We start from the raw sequence: 19,402 nt of genomic DNA, 5'->3' as shown, positions 1-19,402 counted from the left end.
GCGTCAGGTTGCCACACGGTCACGGTCCGGCGTCAGCAGGACGGTTCCGGTTCTGTGGACAGTGACCGAGCTGGAATGATTCCCCCAGTCGTTCGGCATCCCTACACTGCCCCCTGGCAAGCGGGGCAACCTCGGGGGACTACATCGTGGGGCAGGCAACAGTGCCGCAGTTGGTACTTGAACTCAACGGACAGCGGTCGACGCTGGAACCGGGGCACACATACAGCGTGGGTCGCAACCCGCAGTGCGATTTCACGATCAGTGACGCGCGCGTGTCGTGGCAGCACGCGACGATCGCCTTCGCGGGAAACGCCTGGCTCTTCCAGGACCTGGGCAGCACGAACGGCACCTTCCAGGACGGCCGCCGCACCACGCAGGCCTACCTCGGGGACGGCAGCGTGATCCTCCTCGGCAACGCCGAGAACGGTCCGCGCCTCGCCTTCTCCGGCCTGCCGAGCGCGGTGCCGGCGTCCCAGCCGGGGCAGGGCACGGGCTCCGACTGGTACGACCAGCAGACCGCCCGGGTCCAGCCCGGCCAGGAGCCGCAGCCGTTCCCGCAGCAGCAGGGCGGCGGCTACGCCCAGCCGAGCCAGAGCGGCGGCTACCAGCAGCCCGCCCAGCAGCAGCCCGCCCATCAGCCGTTCCCGCAGCAGCAGGGCGGCGGCTACGCGCAGCCGGTCCAGCCCTCCCAGCCGGTCCAGAGCGGCTACCAGCAGCCCGCCCAGCCCGCGCAGCCGGCCCAGGCCTACCCCGAGCCCGTCTACGGCGCGCGCAACCCCACCATGATCCGCAACCTGGCGGCGGGTCTGAAGACCCTCCGCATCGGCCGCGGACTCGACAACGACCTGGTCGTCTCCGACCTGTCCGTCTCCCGGCACCACGCGGAGCTGCGTCAGCTGGCCGACGGCCGCTACGAGATCGTCGACCTGGAGAGCCACAACGGCACCTACCTCAACGGTCAGCCCATCTCCCGTCAGATCCTGTCCGCACAGGACATCGTGGGCGTGGGCCACTCCACCTTCCGGCTGGTCGGCGACCGGCTCGAGGAGTTCGTCGACACCGGTGAGGTCTCCTTCTCCGCCCGCCACCTCACCGTCGAGGTCGAGCACAAGGGCCAGAAGAAGATCCTGCTCAACGACGTCAGCTTCGCCGTGCCGGAGAAGTCGCTCATCGGGGTGATCGGCCCCTCGGGCTCGGGCAAGTCGACGCTGCTGCGCGCGCTGACCGGCTACCGCCCGGCCGACCGCGGCGACGTCCTCTACGACGGCCGCAACCTCTACAAGCAGTTCGCCGAGCTGCGCCAGCGCATCGGCCTCGTCCCCCAGGACGACATCCTGCACTCGCAGCTGACCGTGCGCACGGCCCTCGAGTACGCCGCAGAGCTGCGCTTCCCGGGTGACACCGAGAAGGCCGAGCGCCAGCGCCGCGTCGACGAGGTGCTGGTCGAGCTGCACCTGGAGAAGCGGGCCGACAACCGCATCACCGCGCTCTCCGGCGGCCAGCGCAAGCGCGTGTCCGTTGCGCTGGAGCTGCTGACCAAGCCGTCGCTGATCTTCCTGGACGAGCCGACCTCGGGCCTGGACCCGGGCATGGACCGCGACGTCATGAAGATGCTGCGGGATCTGGCCGACGAGGGCCGCACCGTCCTGGTCGTCACCCACTCCGTCGCCGAGCTCGCGCTCTGCGACCGGCTGCTGGTGATGGCCCCCGGCGGCTCCGTCGCCTACTTCGGTCCGCCGAAGGAGGCGCTGCACTTCTTCCAGTGCGAGACCTGGGCCGACGTCTTCCAGGCCTTCGAGAACCACGCCGAGCACGACTGGGGCGGCCGGTTCCGTGGTTCGGTGCACTTCCAGATGTACGCGGCCGACGTGGACGCCGTGCAGGCCCAGTCCGCGGGGATACAGCAGCACCAGACGCAGCCGCCGAAGCAGCAGAGCTGGGCTTCGCAGCTGTCCACCCTGGTCCGCCGCTACGTCTCCGTCATCGCGGCCGACCGCGGCTACGTGGTGCTGCTCTTCGCCCTGCCGCTGATCATGGGCGCGATGAGCGCCGCGATCCCGGCCAAGTTCGGCCTCGGCCCCTCCGATCCACCGGAGGCCGGCAACCACGACGCCGCCACGGTCCTGCTGCTGCTGGCCGTCAGCGCCTCCCTCACCGGCGCTGCCAACGCGGTCCGCGAGCTCATCAAGGAACGGGTGATCTACGAGCGCGAGCGCGCCGTGGGCCTCTCCCGTTCCGCCTACGTGGCCTCGAAGATCATCGTGCTGGGCGCGATCACCGCGCTCCAGTCGGTCATGGTCGCCATGATCGGTCTGCTGCCGCGCAAGCTGCCGAGCGGCGGCCTGCTGGTCTCCGGCACGGCGCTGCCGGAGCTGGTCCTGGTCGTGATGCTGCTCGGCATCACCTCCATGACGCTGGGTCTGGTGGTCTCCGCGCTGGTGAAGACGGCCGAGAAGACCATGCCGCTGCTGGTGCTGATCGCCATCATCCAGGTCGTCTTCTGCGGCTCGCTGATCCCGGTCCACGGCCAGATCGGCCTGGAGCAGCTCGCCTGGCTGGTGCCTTCCCGCTGGGCGGTCGCCGCCCAGGCGGCCTCGATCAACCTGCTGCACATCCAGGGCCTCGGCTCGGACGGCAAGCCGGCGAACGACCCGCTGTGGACGCACACCGTCGCACAGTGGGGCATGGACGTGGGCGTGCTGGTGCTGCTCGGAGTGGTCTGCAGCGTGCTGGTGGCCCGCCTGCTGCGCCGCCACGAGCCGGAGGTCATGCGCAGCCGCTGACGCACGCTGTGCCGCTGCCATTGCCATGGCCGCTGACGCGGAGTGGAACGTGTATGGAGCGGGGAGCGCCCGGGATGTATTGTCTCGGCGGCTCCCCGCTCTTTTCATTCCGCTTTCGAGTCAGGACCGGTTGTGACCCCCGCCTCCATGGCCCACCTCGACGGTTTTCACTACGGCATGGTGAATCCCGTCCTCGCGTACGTGATCGCCTGCATAGGCGCGACTCTTGGCCTGCGCTGCACCGTCCGCTCTCTGGACCTCCCGGCCAGGGAGCGGGTGGGCTGGCTGCTGTTCGCCGCCTCCGCCATCGGATGCGGAATCTGGACCATGCATTTCATTGCGATGCTCGGTTTCACCGTCACCGGATCGACGATCGTCTACGACGTACCGACGACCGTCGCCAGCCTTCTGCTCGCGATCCTTGTCGTCGGCATCGGCGTCGTCTATGTCGGATATCGGCCCCGGGGTCTGGTGACCCTGGTCGTCGGCGGGACGCTGATGGGCGTGGGTGTCGCGGTCATGCACTACCTCGGCATGGCCGCGATGGAGGTCCAGGGCCAGGTCTCCTACCGCCCCCTGTACGTGGTGGCCTCCGTCGTCATCGCGGTGCTCGCCTCGACGGCGGCCCTGTGGATGACGCTCACCGTCCGCGGCCTGGGGGCCGCGCTCGGCTCCGCGCTGGTCGCGGGCGTCGCGGTGGTGGCCATGCACTACACGGCGATGGCCGCGGTGACCGTCCACCTGGACGGGCGGGCAGCCCAGGGCGGCATGCCCGCCTCGCAGTTCATCCTGCCGCTCGCCGTCGGCGTCGCGGTGTTCCTGACCGCCGGCGCGATCATCGTGATGATGTCCCCGACGGAGGCCACCCGCCCGAGCGCGACGGCGCCGGAGCTCATGCAGCCTTAGTCGGGTCGGGTCGGGTCGGGTCGGGTCGGGTCGGGTCGGGTCGGGTCGGGTCGGGCCGGGCCGGGATCGCGGGCCGCGACCGGCCCGGGATCCGGTCAGGCCAGGATGAGGTGCAGGTCGCCGAACTCGTGCCACAGGTAGCGCTCGCGCAGCGCCTCCGCGTAGCTGCGGTCCAGCAGCGGCCGTCCGGCGACCGCCTCCAGCATCATCAGGTGCGAGGCCCGAGGCTCGTGAAAGCCGGTCAGCAGGCCGTCCACGGCGCGCACCCCGCGCTCCGGGGTGATCACCAGCTCGGTCCAGCCGGACCGGGCTCGCACCACTCCCTCCGGATCGGTCGCCGACTCCAGCGCCCGCACCGCCGTCGTGCCAACGGCGATCACCCTCGAGCCCGCCCCCCGCGCGGCGTTGACGACCCGCGCCGTCACCTCCGGCACCTCGAACCACTCGGCGTACGGAGGCTCGTGGGACTCCACCGACGCCACGCCGGTGTGCAGCGTGATCGGCACGACCAGCACGCCCCGGCTGACCAGCCGGGTCACCAGCTCCGCCGTGAAGGGCCGGGCGGCGCTCGGCATCTCCGCGCTCCCCGCACCCGCGGAGGCCACCGGCTCGGCGAAGACCGTCTGATAGGCGGACAGGGGCCGGTCCGCGCTGGTGTACCCGTACCGGATCGGCCGGCCGTAGCGGGCCAGGTACGCCAGCGGATCCGCCGCCGCGAAGCACGCGCGCCACAGCCGGCTGCTGCCTCCGGCCCGGTCGCCCACCCGGGACAGCAGCGTGAGCCGGGCGCCGCCCGTCAACCGGACCGTCACCAGCGTGCCGTCGTGCACTCGCTGCCGCGTGCTGCCGTGCCCGTCGGGGGAGCGCAGCTCCACCACCCACTCGCTCTCGGCGCGGCGGGTCGAGAAGTGCACCACCACCGGCTCGCCCGTCTCGGCGACCCGCCCGTCCAGGGCCGCGGGCAACGTGGCGGAGTTGTTCACCACCAGCACGTCGCCCGGCCGCAGCAGCCCCGGCAGCTCGCCGAAGGCGTGGTGCGTGATCAGCGGGCCGGCGCCCGCGCGCTCTTCGGCGACCAGCAGCCGCACGTCACCGCGGCCGTCACGGCCCCGCTCCTCCGGCGGCGCTGCCGCCTCCAGTTCGGCCGGCAGCTCCCAGTCGCCCAGTCCGTCCACGAACCCGCCGTCCCCGGAGCCGCCGTCCCCGAACCTGCCGTCCCCCGAGCCGCCGTTCCGCGATCCGCGGTCCCCGGATCCGCCGTCCCCGAACCCACCGTCCCCGGACCCGCGGTTCCGGGATCCGCTGTCCCCGGATCGGCCGTCCCCGAACCCGCCGTCCACGAACCGGCCGTCCACGAACCCGCCGTCCCGGGATCCGGAAGCCACTTCCGCCGTCACCTCGGCCCTCCCCGTCACCGCGCCGCCTCCTCCTCGACGGCCAGCCCGGCCGCCGTGTAGCGGCCGCTCGGCCGACGGTCGTCCAGCAGGGCCAGCAGACCCGGTACCGCACTCTCCTCCGGCAGCGGCGACTGGGCCGCCGCGCCCGGGTCGGCCGCCCGGTACATCGCCGTGTTCATCTCGCCCGGGTCCACCCACCACACCGGCAGTCCCGGCTCCTCCGCGGCCAGCGAACCCGACCACGCCTCCAGCGCCGCCTTCGTCGCCCCGTACCCACCCCACTCCGGGTAGGCCTCCACGGCCGCGTCCGAGGTGATGTTCAGGACCGCCCCGCCGGAGGCCCGCAACAGCGGCAGCGCCTCCTGGACCAGCCCCAGCGGCGCCAGCACATTGACCTCGAACGCGAGGCGCAGCTCGTCCAGACCCTGCTCCGCCACCTGGGCGAGCCCCCGGCCGCCCAGCACCCCGGCGTTGTTGACCAGCAGGTCCAGCCCACCGAGGTCGAACGCGGTGGTGACCAGTGCGGTGCGGTGCCAGGGGTCGGTCACGTCCCCCGGCACGGCGTGGATCCGCGGTCGCCCGTCCATGGCCTCGGCGAGCGCCTCCGCGCCGCGCCCGTCCACGACGACCTCCCAGCCGCGCTCGGCCAGCGCCAGCGCCAGCACCCGGCCCAGTCCGCGCGACGCCCCCGTCACAATGGCGACAGCCATGGCCATGCCTCCCGTGCGATGAATCCTGTTGACACCGCCGAAGCTAGATCCGGTCGGGTCCCGCCCACCTCGGCCACAAGCCGCCGCCCGCCGGGTCCGTTGGTCCTAGGACCGCAGCCCTGCTCCCCACCACCTCGCGTCCGATGCCCCTGGCGATCAAGGGCGGTACCGTGACGGCATGTCGACGAACGCATGCCGCTGCGGACAGGCGCAGCCGCCCGGCGATCCCTGCCTCGGCGGGATCGAGGCGATCAGCGCCGCCGTCCTCGCGATGAGCCGCCACCTGGAGGTCCGCGAGGTGCTGCAGCGCATCGTCGCCTCCGCGCGCACCCTCGTCGGCGCCGAGTACGCGGCGCTCGGCGTCCCCGACGACCACGGCGGCTTCGCCCAGTTCGTCGTCGACGGCGTCAGCGAGGCCCAGTGGCGGGCCATCGGCCCGCTGCCCCGCCAGCACGGCATCCTCTTCGCGATGCTGCACGAGCAGGACCCGACCCGCCTGGACGACGTCCGCGCCGACGAGCGCTTCGGCGGCTGGCCCAGCGCCCACCCGGACATGCGCGCCTTCCTCGGCGTGCCGATCCTGGACGGCGACGAGATCCTCGGGGCGCTGTTTCTTGCAAACAAGCACAGCCTCGCCAACCCCGTCGGCCGCGAGCGGTTCACCGCTCACGACGAGGACCTGCTGCGCATCCTGGCCGCGCACGCCGCGCTCGCGCTGGTCAACGCCCGCCTCTACGAGCGCAGCCGCGAGCTGACCCTGGCCGGCGAACGGGCCCGGATCGCGCACGAGCTGCACGACGCCGTCTCCCAGAAGCTCTTCTCACTGCGGCTGACCGCGCAGGCCGCGGCCGCGCTGGTCGACCGCGACCCGGCCCGCGCCCGCGCCGAACTCGCCGAGGTCTCCCGCCTCGCCGCCGAGGCGGCGGAGGAACTGCGCGGCGTCGTCGTCGAACTGCGGCCCGCCGCCCTCGACGAGGACGGCCTGCTGCCCACCCTTGCCTCTCAGGTCGAGGTGCTCAACCGCGCCCACACCGCGAGCGTCGCCTTCGCCCACGACCGGGTCGCCGCGCTGCCCGCGGCACAGGAGGAGGCGGTCCTGCGCGTCGCGCAGGAGGCCCTGCACAACGCCCTCCGCCACTCCGGCGCGCAGGCCGTCTCCGTCGAACTGCGCAGCGCCCCCGGCCCCGGCGGCACCGACCGCGGCGCGCGGCTGCGCGTCACCGACGACGGCAAGGGCTTCGACCCCGACAGCACCCGCCGTGCCGGCCGCCACCTCGGCCTGGTCTCCATGCGCGACCGCGCCACCAGCGTCGGCGGCGCCCTGCACATCCAATCGTCCCCGGGAGCGGGGACCGTGGTGGAACTGGAGGTCCCCGGTGGGTGACGTGACCATCAAGGTGCTGCTCGTCGACGACCACCAGGTCGTCCGGCGCGGACTGCGCACCTTTCTGGAGATCCAGCCGGACATCGCCGTGGTCGGCGAGGCGGGCGACGGTGCGGAGGGCGTCGAGCTGGCCGAGTCGCTGCGGCCGGACGTGGTCCTGATGGACGTCAAGATGCCCGGCACGGACGGCATCGAGGCGCTGCGGATGCTCAAGGAGCGTGGAAACCCGGCCAAGGTGCTGGTGGTCACCAGCTTCACCGAGCACCGCACGGTCGTCCCCGCGCTGAAGGCGGGCGCGGCGGGCTACGTCTACAAGGACGTCGACCCCGAGGCCCTGGCCGGCGCGATCCGCAGCGTGCACGCGGGCCACGTCCTGCTCCAGCCGGAGCTCGCCGAGGCGCTGCTGTCCGAGGACGGCTCCACCCGCGCCCCGCAGGGGCGTGGGGGCACGCTGACCGAGCGCGAGCAGGAGGTGCTCGGCCTGATCGCGGACGGCCGCTCCAACCGCGAGATCGCTCGGGCGCTCACCCTCTCGGAGAAGACGGTCAAGACGCACGTCTCGAACATCCTGATGAAGCTGGATCTGCAGGACCGCACCCAGGCCGCGCTCTGGGCCGTCCGCAACGGGATCAAGAGCTGAAAGGTGCAGTCGCACTACCTCAGGGGCGCGGGGAACCGTGCGACAAGCCATCCACGGCCTTGAGATCCCGAGCGAGCAGGGCCATCCGCCTGGGGTGGGTTCCTCGCACCCACGCGGAGGAGCCGCACGGGCAGAGCCCCGCGCCCCTGGGGGCAGCTGCGACTGAACGTCAGCCCTCGTCGACCGCCGCGTTGTAGGCCGCCACCCGGGCCCGCCGCGCTGCCCGCTCCAGCGGGCGGAGCGCGTCCGCGCGTTGGGCCATCTCGCCGGCGCTGACCGCCGCGCCCTCCGTGGCCGCCGCCAGGGCGACCAGCGCGGCCACCCGGCGCGCACTCTGCAGCACCCGGACCGCCCGCGCCGGATACCCCGGCGCCAGCAGTTCCTCCGCCTCGGCGTCGCGCGTGCGCAGGCGACCGAGCGCCCGCTGCACCTCCGGGCCGGCTCCCGCGACGTCCAGGCGCGTCAGCGCCTCCGTCGCGTCGCGCATGCCCTCCACCAGCTCGCGCTCCGCGTCCCGCAGCGCGGGCACGTCCGCGGGGAAGCCCGGGTTGACCGGGAGCGCGTGCCAGGTGACGGCCAGGACGCCGTCGTCCTGGTGGTCCGCGCCGTGCCACAGGGCCTCCGGCACGAAGCCCCACGGCGCGCCCACCGCCAGCACCGCCTCGCCGGTCTCCAGCGCGCGGGCGTTGAACTCCGCCGGACCGGTCAGGCCCAGCGGGTGGCCGGGCGCCGGCAGGGCCAGCCGCAGCCCGCTCGCCCCCAGCGCGCGCAGGCGCCCCAGCGCGAGCGTCAGACCGACCCCGTCGGCGCCCGGCAGACCCCGCACCACGTGCGACTCGTCGTCGCCCCGCACCGCGTCGGCCGTGTCGTCGGGGGAGGCCTGACCGGCGAACCAGGCGTTGCCCCAGGCGACAAGTCGGGCGGACCGGGGCTCTTCGTACGCTTCATGGGCTTCCGTCTGCGGCATGGGCCAAGCCTACGGAGCGTCCGGCCACCTCGGTGGCGTAGGTTTGGACCGGCTCACGAGGCTGCGGCCGTGAGAAAACTCTTCTTTTCATTGGGGAAGGCGTACGCAATGAGCGACGTGCTGGAGCTGGTGGACGTTTCCGTGATCCGGGACGGCCGCCCGCTGGTTGAGCAGGTGTCGTGGTCCGTCGCCGAGGGCGAGCGCTGGATCGTGCTCGGACCGAACGGCGCCGGCAAGACCACGCTGCTGCAGGTGGCGTCGAGCTACCTGTTCCCCAGCACGGGAACCGCCTCGATCCTCGGTGACAAGCTGGGCGGCGTCGACGTGTTCGAGCTGCGCCCGCGCATCGGTCTCGCCGGCGCCGCGATGGCCGACAAGCTGCCCAAGCGGCAGACCGTGCTGGAGACCGTGCTCACCGCCGCCTACGGCATGACGGCGCACTGGCGCGAGACCTACGAGCAGGCCGACGAGGCCCGCGCCCGGCTGCTGCTCGACCTGCTCGGCATGGCCGAGTACACCGAGCGCCGGTTCGGCACCCTGTCCGAGGGCGAGCGCAAGCGCACCCTCATCGCCCGCGCCCTGATGACCGACCCGGAGCTGCTGCTCCTGGACGAGCCGGCCGCCGGCCTCGACCTTGGCGGTCGCGAGGACCTGGTCCGCCGCCTGGGCGCGCTGGCCCAGGACCCGGTCGCCCCGGCCATGATCATGGTGACGCACCACGTCGAGGAGATCGCGCCGGGCTTCACCCACGTGCTGATGATCCGTCAGGGCAAGGTGCTGGCCGCCGGCCCGATCATCGAGACGCTCACCCCGCGCAACCTCTCGCTCTGCTTCGGCCTGCCGCTCACCCTCGAGCACCAGGACGGCCGTTGGGCCGCCCGTGGCCTGCCGCTGGCCAAGTGACCGGTCGACTCTGATCCGGTCGGCTGTGATCCGGTCGACCGTGATCGGTGCTCCGGCGATCCGGTGACCGATACGTAATGATCTTTCTCCCCGTCGCCTGACGGGGAGCCACCTGCGCAACTACCATGAGGGCCGTGGAGAGTTGGGCATGGTGGCTGCTGGTGGCCGTGCTGCTGTGCGCCCCGGTGGTGCACACGGCACTGCTCGAGTTCGTCATGTTCGGCATCGGCGCGGGCGCGGCAGCGCTCACGGCCGGGCTGGGCGGCGGAGTCGTCCTCCAGTTCGTCGTGTTCCTCGCCACGACGCTCGCACTCCTGCTGCTGGTCAGGCCGATCACCAGGCGCCAACGGCGCCAGGCCGCGTCGGTCCGGCACGGGATCGACGCGCTGAAGGGGGCGGAGGCCGTGGTCCTGGAACGCGTCGACGAGCACGACGGTCGGATCAAGCTCAGGGGAGAGGTCTGGTCGGCCCGCGCACTCGCGGCCGGGCAGGTCTTCGAACCGGGGGAGAAGGTCAGCGTCGCCGAGATCGACGGCGCGACCGCGGTCGTTCTCTGAGTCGCCGGCCCCGTGCCGGGGTAGGCAAGGCAACACAGCGTCAGCTAGGTCAGCTACAAGGTGCGGGTCCGTCGAGGGAGTCCCTGTGCAAACCGTGATCATCGTCCTGGTTCTGGTGGCGGTGTTCGTGTTCGTCATGCTCCTGCGGACGATCCAGGTGATCCCGCAGGCGCAGGCGGCGATCGTGGAGCGCTTCGGCCGCTACACCCGCACGCTCAACGCGGGCCTGAACATCGTGGTGCCGTTCATCGACACCATCCGCAACCGCCTGGACCTGCGCGAGCAGGTCCAGCCCTTCCCGCCGCAGCCGGTGATCACCCAGGACAACCTGGTGGTCAACATCGACACCGTCATCTACTTCCAGGTCACCGACCCGCGCGCGGCCACCTACGAGGTGCAGAGCTACCTCCAGGCCATCGAGCAGCTCACCATCACCACGCTGCGCAACATCATCGGCTCCATGGACCTGGAGTCCACCCTCACCTCCCGCGAGACCATCAACGCCGGCCTGCGCGGCGTCCTGGACGAGGCCACCGGCAAGTGGGGCATCCGCGTCAACCGCGTCGAGCTCAAGGCGATCGAGCCGCCGACCTCCATCCAGGACTCGATGGAGAAGCAGATGCGCGCCGACCGCGACAAGCGCGCCGCGATCCTCCAGGCCGAGGGTGAGCGGCAGTCCGCGATCCTCAAGGCGGAGGGCCAGAAGCAGGCCGACGTGCTCAAGGCCGAGGGCGAGGCCCAGGCCGCGGTGCTGCGCGCCGACGGTGAGGCCGCCGCGATCCGCACCGTCTTCGAGGCCATCCACTCCGGCGACGCCGACCAGAAGGTGCTCGCCTACAAGTACCTGGAGACCCTGCCGCAGATGGCCCAGGGCGACGCCAACAAGCTCTGGATCATCCCGAGCGAGGTCAGCGACGCGCTCAAGGGCGTCGGCGGCGCGTTCCAGAGCATGGCGCCGAGGATCCCCGGCGCGCCCACGCCCGCCGACACCGCCGTCAAGGCAGCCAACGGCAGCCCCGGCGCGGAGCGCCGCACCGAGCGCCCCGAACTCGACCCCGAGTGACGGCGTAACCGCGCCCCGCGCCCGACCGGGAGGTAGCGTGCTGCCCATGGGCAACCGCGACCTCCTCAGCGACGAGCAGATCACGACCGGCCTCCTCGCCCTGCCCGAGTGGCGGCGCGAGGAGGGCTCGATCCGGCGGACGGTGCAGGCCAAGGACTTCCCCGCGGCGATCCGCGTCGTCGACGCCGTCGCGGTGCAGGCCGAGGCGATGGACCACCACCCGGACATCGACATCCGCTGGCGCACCCTCCACTTCACCCTGTCCACCCATTCCTCGGGCGGCATCACCGCGCTCGATCTGAGGCTCGCCTCGCTCATCGATGCCGCCGTGGCGGCGGAGGCATGAGATGCTGACTCGCGCATCGGGCAGGCGGGAGTGGTACGGCAGCCATGGAACGAGCAGACGAGACCGGTAACGGGCAGGACCAGCAGTACTGGCAGCAGCAGGCGCAGCAGCCGCAGCAGCAGTACGAGCCCTACGGTCAGCACGGTCAGCAGTCGTACGACTACTCCGCCTACGGCGAGTACCAGAACCAGGGCTACGAGCAGCAGGGCTACGACCCCGCCGCCTACCAGCAGCAGGCCCACGGCCAGGGCTACGACCCCGCCGCGTACCAGCAGCAGGGTTACGAGCAGCCGGGCTACGAACAGCAGAGTTACGAGCAGCCGGGCTACGAACAGCAGAGTTACGAGCAGCCGGGCTACGAACAGCAGAGTTACGAGCAGCCGGGCTACGAACAGCAGGGTTACGAGCAGCAGCCCGCCTACGTCTACGACCCGGCGACCGGGCAGTACGTGACCGGGCAGCAGCAGTACTACGACCCCGCCGCCACGTACGCGCAGCAGCCGTACCCGGCCGAGCAGCAGCACCAGGACCACGCGGCGTACTACGGGACCCCTGACGCCGAGGCCGCGCCCTACTGGGCCGCCGAGGAAGCCACCGACGAGCCGTTCGTCCCCGCGCAGGCGTCCGCGCCCGAGCAGGAGTCCCTGGCCGCCGATTCGGGGCGGTCCGGCGCCACGGCCGTCGGCCGGGGCGAGGAGCCGCCCGCCGCCGGGCTGAAGGACCGCGTGCGCGACGCCGCCCTCGGCCGCGGCCCGAACGTCGACCGCAAGAGCTACCTCACCCGCCTCGCCATCGGCGGCACCGCGCTGGTGGTCCTTGCCGGTGCCGGCTGGTTCGTCGCGGGCGGCGGCTCCGGAGGCGGCGGCCCGCAGACCGGCCCGGCAGCCCAGAGCCAGGCGGACATCGGCGTCAACCACACCAAGTCCTGGGCTGCCCCCGCAGCGGCCGGAGCCACCACCGGCGGCAGCGCCAACGGCGCGGCCAACGACGGACTGCTCGGAGCCTGGGCGACGAGCGACGCCGTGGTGCGCGGCGACGGCGAGGCCGTCACCGCCTACTCCACCACCGACGGCCACAAGCTGTGGAGCGTCGCCGCGCCCAGCGCCGGCGGCGTGCCCTGCGCCATGTCCCCGTCCGTCGACACCTCCGGCATCGGCGCGGTCCTGTTCCAGAGCAAGCCCGGCAACGGCCAGGCCTGCGGCCAGCTCGTCGCCGTCGACACCGGGTCGGGCCAGACCAAGTGGAAGGCCCAGCTGCCCTCCAGCGGCGGAACCAACTACGGCGCCTCGGTCATGGTCGACGACAGCCACGTCGTAGCCGTCTCCGACTCCGCCGCCGTCGGCTACGACGCGGCCGGGGGCAAGCAGGCCTGGAGCTACTCCGGCCCCGGCAAGTACTGCGCCCTGTCCGGCAACGGCGACGGAACCTCACTGCTGTTGCAGACCACCTGCGCCGACACCAGCCCCAAGCAGCAGATCGTCTCGCTGGACCCGGACTCGGGGAAGCTGCGCTGGTGGCGCGGTCTGCCGCAGAGCGCCGCCTCCTACACGGTGCTCTCCGCCGACCCCGCCGTGGTCAGCGTCCACATGACCGATCCGACGCAGGACACGATCATGTCCTTCAGCGCCAAGGGCGACAGTCAGGGGACCATCCCGGTCACCCAGACCGGCGGCACCCTCGACGCCACCCACGGCAGCTTCGACCCCGACCCGGCACTCTTCTTCTCCGGCACCACGATGGTCGCCGCGGTGTCCCCCTCGCCGCAGTCCGCCACGGCGGCCTCCGGGCCGACGGTCATCGCCGCCTACAGCCTGGTCACTGGCAAGGAGCTGTGGCGCACCACCGCCCAGGAGAAGGGCGTCGCCGTGCCGGTCGGCATCGACGGCTCGGCGGCGGTGGTCGCCACCGACGAGCGTGTCGGCCAGCCGGCCCGGCTCAGCCACTTCGACCTGACCTCCGGCGCCGAGACCGTCGGCGGGACCTTCCCCCAGGGCACCGGCTCGCTGCTCGGATCCGGACGGGTGCTGCTGCGCAGCAGCCTGGTGGTGGCGCTGCCGGAGTACACCGGCAGCTACAACACCTCGGCGACTGCCTGGAAGGCCGCCGCGTCCGGCTGACCTCGCGGGGCCCGCCCCTCGGCTCACACCGCCGGGGCGAGCTCCACGAGACCGTCCCCGTTCGGGTCCCCGGCCAGGTTCCCGCTGAGATCCCCGGTCAGGTCGACGGCGTCCAGGTCGGCGGCGGTCAGGCCGAGCGCCGCCACCAGCGCCGCGTCCGGCGTCGGCTCGAACGGGCGGCGCAGCAGCCGCATCCCGGCCTGCTCCGGCGTCCGGTTCGCCTTGCGGTGGTTGTCCGGCGCACAGGCCGCGACGGTGTTCAGCCAGGTGTCCTGCCCGCCGTGCGAGCGCGGCACCACGTGGTCCACGGTGGTCGCGCGCCGACCGCAGTAGGCGCAGCGGAAGTTGTCCCTGGCCAGCACCCCGCGCCGGGACCACGTCGCCTGTTGTCGGAACGGCACCCGTACGTACCGTTTCAGCCGTACCACCCGTGGCAGTGGGATCTCGACTGTGCTGCCGCGCACCCTGCGCCCGGGATGGGCCCGCTCGACCACGGCCTTGTCCTGGAGTACGAGCACGACCGCGCGCTGAAGCGTCACCGCCGCCAGCGGTTCGTACGTCGCGTTGAGCACCAGCGTCTTGCGCATGCCAGCCACCTGCCTCCGGCTCCCGGGCCGCCCCCGGTGGACGGTGGGTCCACTGTGCGGGCGGGCCGGATGCCGGGACAACGTAATTTCGGTGGCCTCGCGGTTAAGGCCTCATGGTGCGAAGGATCCGGCCGGACGAGCGGGGGCCGCCGCTACGGGTGTTCGTAGCTCGCGATCAGCTGACCGCGGCCGATCGCGTGGAAGCGCAGGTTGAAGCCGACCACCGCGGGCGAGACGTCCGCGTCCGGTCCGAGCTTCTCCTGGTCCACCGCGTAGACGGTGAACACGTACCGGTGCGGACCGTCCCCGGGCGGCGGGGCCGCCCCGCCGAAGTCGCGGCTGCCGTAGTCGTTGCGAACGTGCACCGCCCCGGCGGGCAGACCCTCGAACGTGCCCGTCCCGGCGCCCGCGGGCAGCTCGGTGACGTCGGCGGGGATGTCGAAGACCGACCAGTGCCAGAAACCACTGCCGGTCGGCGCGTCCGGGTCGTAGCAGGTCACCGCGAAGCTCTTGGTGCCGGCGGGAAAGCCGGACCAGCGCAGGTGCGGCGAGGTGTTCCCGGCCGCGTACACGTGCGCGTCCGGCAGCACACCTCCGTCGGTCAGGTCCTCGCTGGTCACCGTGAACTCGGCGACCGGCGGGTGGAAGTCGTGGGGGAGCGGACGCCGCGTGGGCTCCGACATGTCGTCAGCCTCCTTGGGCACTACGGCAACTCAAGGCCGTGTAGGGAATCGCTGGCGATCAGCCTAATCTCGGGCTGTGATGTTGGAGCCCGCAGACCCGCGCTTCCTGGACCGTCCTTCGCCCCTGGTGGCGCCCGACCTGCTCGGCCGGGTCCTGGTCAGCACCCGGCCCGAGGGCCGCGTCGCCGTCCGGCTGACCGAGGTGGAGGCCTACACCGGCCCGGACGACCCCGCCTCGCACGCCTACCGCGGCCGCACCGCGCGCAACGCCGTGATGTTCGGGCCGCCGGGCTTCGTCTACGTCTACTTCACCTACGGCATGCACTTCTGCATGAACGTGGTGACCGGCCCCGGCACCACCGCCGGAGCCGTGCTGCTGCGGGCCGGCGAGATCGTGGAGGGCGTCGACCTGGCCCGGCATCGCCGCGCCTCCGCCCGACGCGACACCGAGCTCGCCCAGGGGCCGGCCCGGCTCACCCAGGCCCTCGGCATCGCCCGCGAACAGGACGGCGAACGGCTCGGCGGGGAGGTCTTCGCCCTGCTGCCCGGAACCCCGGCCGTGGCCGAGCGGATCCGGCAGGGGCCGCGCACGGGTGTCGCCCAGGGCGCGGACACCCCGTACCGCTTCTGGCTCGACGACGAGCCGACCGTCAGCCCCTACCGGCGCCACGTCCCGCGCCGCCGCAAGGAAAAGGACTGAGGGCCGTCCGGGACCCGACGGCGCCGACCGTCAGGAGCCGAAGCCGAGGATCCTGGCCTTCTCGGCCGCGAACTCCTCGTCGCTGAGCACGCCCTCCTTGTGCAGTCGGCCCAGCTCGGACAACTGCCGAATCCGCTCGCCCTCCGGACTGCCCCCGTGATCGCCCGCGTGGCTTCCCGCGTGGCTTCCCGCGTGGCCCCCCGCGTTGCCCCCCGCGTGCGGCTGGGCGTCGCCCTGCCCGCCCGGGTGAGCGGCGGCGTACCCCGGCGGCCCGGCGTCCTCCGGGACGTACGGGGGCCTGGCCTGCTGCTGCCGCATGGCCTTCTGCTCCCTGGCTCGCTGCTGCCTGGCCAGGCGCTCGAGCCGGATCTCCGAATCGCCCGCGGAGTGGTTCCGTTGAGCCGGGGCAGCCGCTCGCGCGGCCGCCGCGCGCTGGGCGGCCTGGCGCTGGAGCGCGCCCTGGCTGAGGTCGACGGCGACCCGGTGGCGGTTGTGCTTGGCGACGCCGACCTCGACCCGGTCACCCTCCCGCCAGCCGTGGCTCGTCATGCTGACCCGTGTCTCGTAGGGCTGCCGTCCGGGCAGCTCCACCCGCATGCGGATGCGGTAGAGGCGGGAACCGCCGTAGCCCATGTCGTTCCCGCCGATGTAGGTGTGGGTGCCCTTGGTCTCCAGGACGGTGGCGGTCCCGCGGATGCCCCGCTTGAAGACCCGCTTGTCGCCGTTCTGCATCGCCTGGCCCAGGTACATGCCGTACCCGAAGGAGCCCCACCACATGACGCCGATGACGAAGACATAGAGCGCGACGTGCAGCGCGTACGGCCCTGGCACCTGGCTCGCCAGCAGGCACAGAGGCAGGAATCCCGCACTCATCAGTCCGAACCAGATCCAGACCACCAAGGTCAGCTTGCCTAGAGTCACCTGTGAAAACCCCTCTCGAAACCGCTCTTCGCCCTGCATGGCGAGACTGGTGTACCGGAGCGGCAGGGGGCCTCACCAGCGGCGGTTCGGCATTGTGACAGCTTCGGTGCGGGATGGAGGCATCCGTCACAGTAGTTCGCATTTGAACCGTCGACTCGCTTACCGTCGGAAGCAGCAGTCCCGACGTAACCGACGAAGACGGAAGCCCAGCACCATGGCCGGACAGTCCAAGAAGCAGGTTGCCGCCGAGCGCCGCGCGCGCATCGCCGAGATGCAGGCGGCCGAGCGTGCCCGCGACCGCCGCAACAAGATCCTCCTCGGCGCCGGGGCCCTCGTCGTCGCGGGCGCCGCGATCTTCGGCATCGCCGCGGCCGTCGACAACTCGGGCTCCAAGAGCCCGACCGCCTCCGCCTCCTCGGTGAACTGGGCCGCCCCCACCGACACCGACGCCGCCGTCAAGGCGGCCGGCCTCAGCATGCTCAGCGCCGAGGGCACCGCCGAGCACATCCACATCCACCTGGACGTGTGGGTCAACGGCCAGAAGGTGACCGTGCCCCAGCTCGTCGGCATCAACGAAGGCGCCGGGACCATCAGCCCGCTGCACACCCACGACACCACCGGTGTCGTGCACATCGAGTCCCCGGTGGTGAAGGACTACGAACTCGGCCAGTTCCTGACCGAGTGGGGCGTCCCGATCAGCTCGACCCAGCTCGGCACCGAGAAGACGGACGCGACCCACACCCTGAAGGTCTACGTCAACGGCAAGGAGGCCTCGGGCGACCCGTCCAAGCTGGTCTTCCACGCCCACGACGAGATCGCGGTCGTCTACGGCACCGCCGCGCAGAACTCCGCCATCCAGATCCCGAGCAGCTACAGCTGGCCGAGCGGGCTCTGACAGCCGCGAGCCCGGTATCTGCCATCTGAAACGGATTGGCCAAGAGGGGGCCCGGTCGGGGAGGCTGTAGCCGACCCGGCCCCTCGGGTGACCGACGGAAACAACCGAAGGAAGAGACGAGACCGTGACCGACATCGTCGACGAACTGAAGTGGCGCGGCCTGCTGGCCCTGTCCACCGACGAGGACGCACTGCGCAAGGCTTTCGCGGACGGTCCGGTCACCTTCTATTGCGGCTTCGACCCGACCGCGATCAGCCTGCACCTGGGCAACCTCGTGCAGATCCTGACCATGAAGCGGATCCAGGACGCCGGCCACAAGCCCCTCGGTCTCGTCGGTGGCGCCACCGGTCTCATCGGCGACCCGAAGCCCACCGCCGAGCGGGTACTCAACGACCCGGAGACCGTCGCCGACTGGGTCGGCCGGCTGCGCGGCCAGATCGAGCGCTTCCTCGACTTCGAGGGCCCGAACGCCGCCCGGATGGTCAACAATCTCGACTGGACCTCGGGCATGTCCGCGATCAACCTGTTGCGCGACGTGGGCAAGTACTTCCGGGTCAACAACATGATCGCCAAGGAGGCCGTCGCCCGACGCCTCAACTCGGACGCCGGCATCAGCTACACCGAGTTCAGCTACCAGGTCCTCCAGGGCATGGACTTCCTGGAGCTCCACCGCCGCTACGGCTGCATGCTGCAGACCGGCGGCAGTGACCAGTGGGGCAACCTCACCGCCGGCACCGACCTGATCCGCAAGGCCGAGGGCGTCGCCGCCCACGCGCTGGCCACCCCGCTGATCACCAAGGCCGACGGCACCAAGTTCGGCAAGACCGAGTCCGGCACCGTCTGGCTCGACGCCGAGCTGACCACGCCGTACGCGTTCTACCAGTTCTGGCTGAACGCCGACGACCGCGACGTCTCCAAGTTCCTGCGCATCTTCAGCTTCAAGTCCCACGAGGAGATCGAGGAGCTGGAGCGCCTGACCGAGGAGGCCCCGTTCAAGCGCGCCGCCCAGCGCGCGCTCGCGGAGGAGCTGACCGTCCTGGTGCACGGCCAGGACCAGCTGGACCGCGCGGTCGCCGCATCAAAGGCGCTCTTCGGCCAGGGCGACCTCGGCGAGCTGGACGAGCGCACGCTCGCCGCTGCCGTCGCCGAGCTCCCGAGCGCCCAAGTGGGTGAACTCGGCGAGATCGTCGACCTCTTCGTCGCCACCGGTCTCTCGGCCAGTCGTTCGGCCGCCCGCCGTACGGTCAACGAGGGCGGTGCCTACGTGAACAACGTGAAGATCGACGACGAGGCGGCCCTCGCCACGCCGGCCGACCTGCTCCACGGCCGCTGGCTCGTGCTGCGTCGCGGCAAGCGCAACCTCGCGGCGGTCGAACTGCAAGGCTGAACTGGTCAGTTCACCCGAACGGGGGAGATCCGCAAGGATCTTCCCCGTTCGTGTTTGACGATCCCCGAAGCAGGGGCTAATGTAGGTCGAGTCGCCTGAATCGGACAGATGCGTCGTACGGAGCGTCGCTCCGCCGCACCAGTCCACACGTGACCACCCGTAGTTGATTCACTCATTTGATCGATCTCGTAGGCGTCGGTGTATTCCGGGGCCAGGCGGGCTCTATTTGGGGTGGGAATTGACGGACGGAAGCCGATTTCCGGGTCTCCGGAAAATGCGCTAACGTAACGGAGGTCGCGAACGAGCGACACCCCCACTTCTAGCGGGGAAGCGGAAAAGCCAGCCGGCGGATCTGCTAAGCTAGAAAACGAAGGAAGCGCCCGGAGCGGCCCGAAAGGGAAGCAAAGGAAGCGACCGTTCCTTGAGAACTCAACAGCGTGCCAAAAGTCAACGCCA

The 19,402-nt window shown here is 71.6% G+C and carries 18 protein-coding genes; 12 read left to right on the top strand and 6 right to left on the bottom strand.

The genetic code is table 11. The features are described 5' to 3' along the window. Window positions 1-161 precede the first annotated feature (161 nt). Both ABH931_RS02810 and ABH931_RS02805 read left to right on the top strand, forming a co-directional pair. Window positions 162-2,783 carry an FHA domain-containing protein gene (locus ABH931_RS02810; RefSeq protein ID WP_370110039.1) on the top strand — a complete coding sequence of 874 codons (2,622 nt, stop codon included), beginning with the start codon at window positions 162-164 and terminating at the stop codon, window positions 2,781-2,783. A 132-nt stretch (window positions 2,784-2,915) separates the two neighbouring features. Next, complete coding sequence (locus ABH931_RS02805) at window positions 2,916-3,689, top strand: MHYT domain-containing protein (protein ID WP_370109514.1); 774 nt, start codon at window positions 2,916-2,918, stop codon at window positions 3,687-3,689. Window positions 3,690-3,784: 95 nt separating this feature from the next. Here ABH931_RS02805 and ABH931_RS02800 read toward each other — a convergent pair whose 3' ends face one another. Together ABH931_RS02800 and ABH931_RS02795 are read right to left on the bottom strand one after the other, a co-directional pair. Continuing rightward, entirely contained in the window at window positions 3,785-4,864 is a 1,080-nt protein-coding gene (locus ABH931_RS02800; protein WP_370109512.1) for an S-adenosylmethionine:tRNA ribosyltransferase-isomerase, read from the bottom strand. Window positions 4,865-5,100: 236 nt separating this feature from the next. Continuing rightward, entirely contained in the window at window positions 5,101-5,796 is a 696-nt protein-coding gene (locus tag ABH931_RS02795; protein ID WP_370109510.1) for an SDR family NAD(P)-dependent oxidoreductase, read from the bottom strand. A 178-nt stretch (window positions 5,797-5,974) separates the two neighbouring features. Here ABH931_RS02795 and ABH931_RS02790 point away from each other — a divergent pair, with 178 nt between their 5' ends. Together ABH931_RS02790 and ABH931_RS02785 are read left to right on the top strand one after the other, a co-directional pair. Continuing rightward, window positions 5,975-7,180, top strand: a complete 1,206-nt coding sequence (locus tag ABH931_RS02790) for a GAF domain-containing sensor histidine kinase (RefSeq protein ID WP_370109508.1) — start codon at window positions 5,975-5,977, stop codon at window positions 7,178-7,180. Beyond that, entirely contained in the window at window positions 7,173-7,820 is a 648-nt protein-coding gene (locus ABH931_RS02785) for a response regulator (RefSeq protein ID WP_370109506.1), read from the top strand. The genes ABH931_RS02790 and ABH931_RS02785 overlap by 8 nt, the downstream gene beginning before the upstream one ends. 169 nt (window positions 7,821-7,989) lie before the next feature. Here ABH931_RS02785 and ABH931_RS02780 read toward each other — a convergent pair whose 3' ends face one another. Then, window positions 7,990-8,787: a hypothetical protein gene (locus ABH931_RS02780; RefSeq protein ID WP_370109504.1), complete on the bottom strand. Its 798-nt coding sequence runs from the start codon at window positions 8,785-8,787 to the stop codon at window positions 7,990-7,992. Between the two features lie 108 nt (window positions 8,788-8,895). Between ABH931_RS02780 and ABH931_RS02775 the strand changes: the two genes are divergently transcribed. The 5 genes from ABH931_RS02775 to ABH931_RS02755 all read left to right on the top strand — a co-directional run bounded on the left by ABH931_RS02775 (window position 8,896) and on the right by ABH931_RS02755 (window position 13,773). Beyond that, window positions 8,896-9,690, top strand: a complete 795-nt coding sequence (locus ABH931_RS02775; protein WP_370109502.1) for an ABC transporter ATP-binding protein — start codon at window positions 8,896-8,898, stop codon at window positions 9,688-9,690. A 125-nt stretch (window positions 9,691-9,815) separates the two neighbouring features. After that, window positions 9,816-10,247 (top strand): NfeD family protein, encoded by a 432-nt coding sequence (locus tag ABH931_RS02770; RefSeq protein WP_370109500.1) that lies wholly within the window; start codon window positions 9,816-9,818, stop codon window positions 10,245-10,247. An 85-nt stretch (window positions 10,248-10,332) separates the two neighbouring features. Beyond that, window positions 10,333-11,310: an SPFH domain-containing protein gene (locus ABH931_RS02765; RefSeq protein WP_370109498.1), complete on the top strand. Its 978-nt coding sequence runs from the start codon at window positions 10,333-10,335 to the stop codon at window positions 11,308-11,310. Window positions 11,311-11,356: 46 nt separating this feature from the next. Next, window positions 11,357-11,656: a 4a-hydroxytetrahydrobiopterin dehydratase gene (locus tag ABH931_RS02760; RefSeq protein WP_370109496.1), complete on the top strand. Its 300-nt coding sequence runs from the start codon at window positions 11,357-11,359 to the stop codon at window positions 11,654-11,656. A 44-nt stretch (window positions 11,657-11,700) separates the two neighbouring features. After that, window positions 11,701-13,773, top strand: coding sequence for a PQQ-binding-like beta-propeller repeat protein (locus tag ABH931_RS02755; RefSeq protein ID WP_370109494.1), 2,073 nt, complete (start codon window positions 11,701-11,703; stop codon window positions 13,771-13,773). A 23-nt stretch (window positions 13,774-13,796) separates the two neighbouring features. On the opposite strand, the gene ABH931_RS02750 is transcribed toward ABH931_RS02755, so the two are convergent. Further along, complete coding sequence (locus ABH931_RS02750; protein WP_370109492.1) at window positions 13,797-14,360, bottom strand: HNH endonuclease; 564 nt, start codon at window positions 14,358-14,360, stop codon at window positions 13,797-13,799. Between the two features lie 152 nt (window positions 14,361-14,512). Further along, window positions 14,513-15,043, bottom strand: a complete 531-nt coding sequence (locus ABH931_RS02745) for a YbhB/YbcL family Raf kinase inhibitor-like protein (protein WP_370109490.1) — start codon at window positions 15,041-15,043, stop codon at window positions 14,513-14,515. 79 nt (window positions 15,044-15,122) lie between these two features. Here ABH931_RS02745 and ABH931_RS02740 point away from each other — a divergent pair, with 79 nt between their 5' ends. After that, window positions 15,123-15,743 (top strand): DNA-3-methyladenine glycosylase, encoded by a 621-nt coding sequence (locus ABH931_RS02740; RefSeq protein WP_370109488.1) that lies wholly within the window; start codon window positions 15,123-15,125, stop codon window positions 15,741-15,743. A gap of 30 nt (window positions 15,744-15,773) precedes the next feature. On the opposite strand, the gene ABH931_RS02735 is transcribed toward ABH931_RS02740, so the two are convergent. Next, window positions 15,774-16,664, bottom strand: coding sequence for an SHOCT domain-containing protein (locus ABH931_RS02735; protein ID WP_370109486.1), 891 nt, complete (start codon window positions 16,662-16,664; stop codon window positions 15,774-15,776). A 214-nt stretch (window positions 16,665-16,878) separates the two neighbouring features. Here ABH931_RS02735 and ABH931_RS02730 point away from each other — a divergent pair, with 214 nt between their 5' ends. Then, complete coding sequence (locus tag ABH931_RS02730) at window positions 16,879-17,559, top strand: hypothetical protein (protein WP_370109484.1); 681 nt, start codon at window positions 16,879-16,881, stop codon at window positions 17,557-17,559. Window positions 17,560-17,683: 124 nt separating this feature from the next. Next, on the top strand, window positions 17,684-18,946 hold the full coding sequence (tyrS, locus tag ABH931_RS02725) for a tyrosine--tRNA ligase (protein WP_370109482.1): 1,263 nt from the start codon (window positions 17,684-17,686) through the stop codon (window positions 18,944-18,946). The last annotated feature ends 456 nt before the right edge of the window (window positions 18,947-19,402 follow it).

The sequence above is a fragment of the Streptacidiphilus sp. MAP12-33 genome, assembly GCF_041261265.1.
Classification (GTDB): Bacteria; Actinomycetota; Actinomycetes; order Streptomycetales; family Streptomycetaceae; genus Streptacidiphilus.
The sequence above is the reverse complement of the archived record's forward strand: the minus strand, read 5'-3'. Positions and strand labels throughout refer to the sequence as shown.

Excerpts from the sequence above, each read along its gene's own strand:
- ABH931_RS02740 (WP_370109488.1), top strand. The coding sequence starts at position 15,123 with ATGTTGGAGCCCGCAGACCCGCGCTTCCTGGACCGTCCTTCGCCCCTG.
- ABH931_RS02760 (WP_370109496.1), top strand. The coding sequence starts at position 11,357 with ATGGGCAACCGCGACCTCCTCAGCGACGAGCAGATCACGACCGGCCTC.
- ABH931_RS02730 (WP_370109484.1), top strand. The coding sequence starts at position 16,879 with ATGGCCGGACAGTCCAAGAAGCAGGTTGCCGCCGAGCGCCGCGCGCGC.
- ABH931_RS02770 (WP_370109500.1), top strand. The coding sequence starts at position 9,816 with ATGAGGGCCGTGGAGAGTTGGGCATGGTGGCTGCTGGTGGCCGTGCTG.
- ABH931_RS02755 (WP_370109494.1), top strand. The coding sequence starts at position 11,701 with ATGGAACGAGCAGACGAGACCGGTAACGGGCAGGACCAGCAGTACTGG.
- ABH931_RS02780 (WP_370109504.1), bottom strand. The coding sequence starts at position 8,787 with ATGCCGCAGACGGAAGCCCATGAAGCGTACGAAGAGCCCCGGTCCGCC.
- ABH931_RS02775 (WP_370109502.1), top strand. The coding sequence starts at position 8,896 with ATGAGCGACGTGCTGGAGCTGGTGGACGTTTCCGTGATCCGGGACGGC.
- ABH931_RS02750 (WP_370109492.1), bottom strand. The coding sequence starts at position 14,360 with ATGCGCAAGACGCTGGTGCTCAACGCGACGTACGAACCGCTGGCGGCG.
- ABH931_RS02795 (WP_370109510.1), bottom strand. The coding sequence starts at position 5,796 with ATGGCTGTCGCCATTGTGACGGGGGCGTCGCGCGGACTGGGCCGGGTG.
- ABH931_RS02790 (WP_370109508.1), top strand. The coding sequence starts at position 5,975 with ATGTCGACGAACGCATGCCGCTGCGGACAGGCGCAGCCGCCCGGCGAT.
- ABH931_RS02745 (WP_370109490.1), bottom strand. The coding sequence starts at position 15,043 with ATGTCGGAGCCCACGCGGCGTCCGCTCCCCCACGACTTCCACCCGCCG.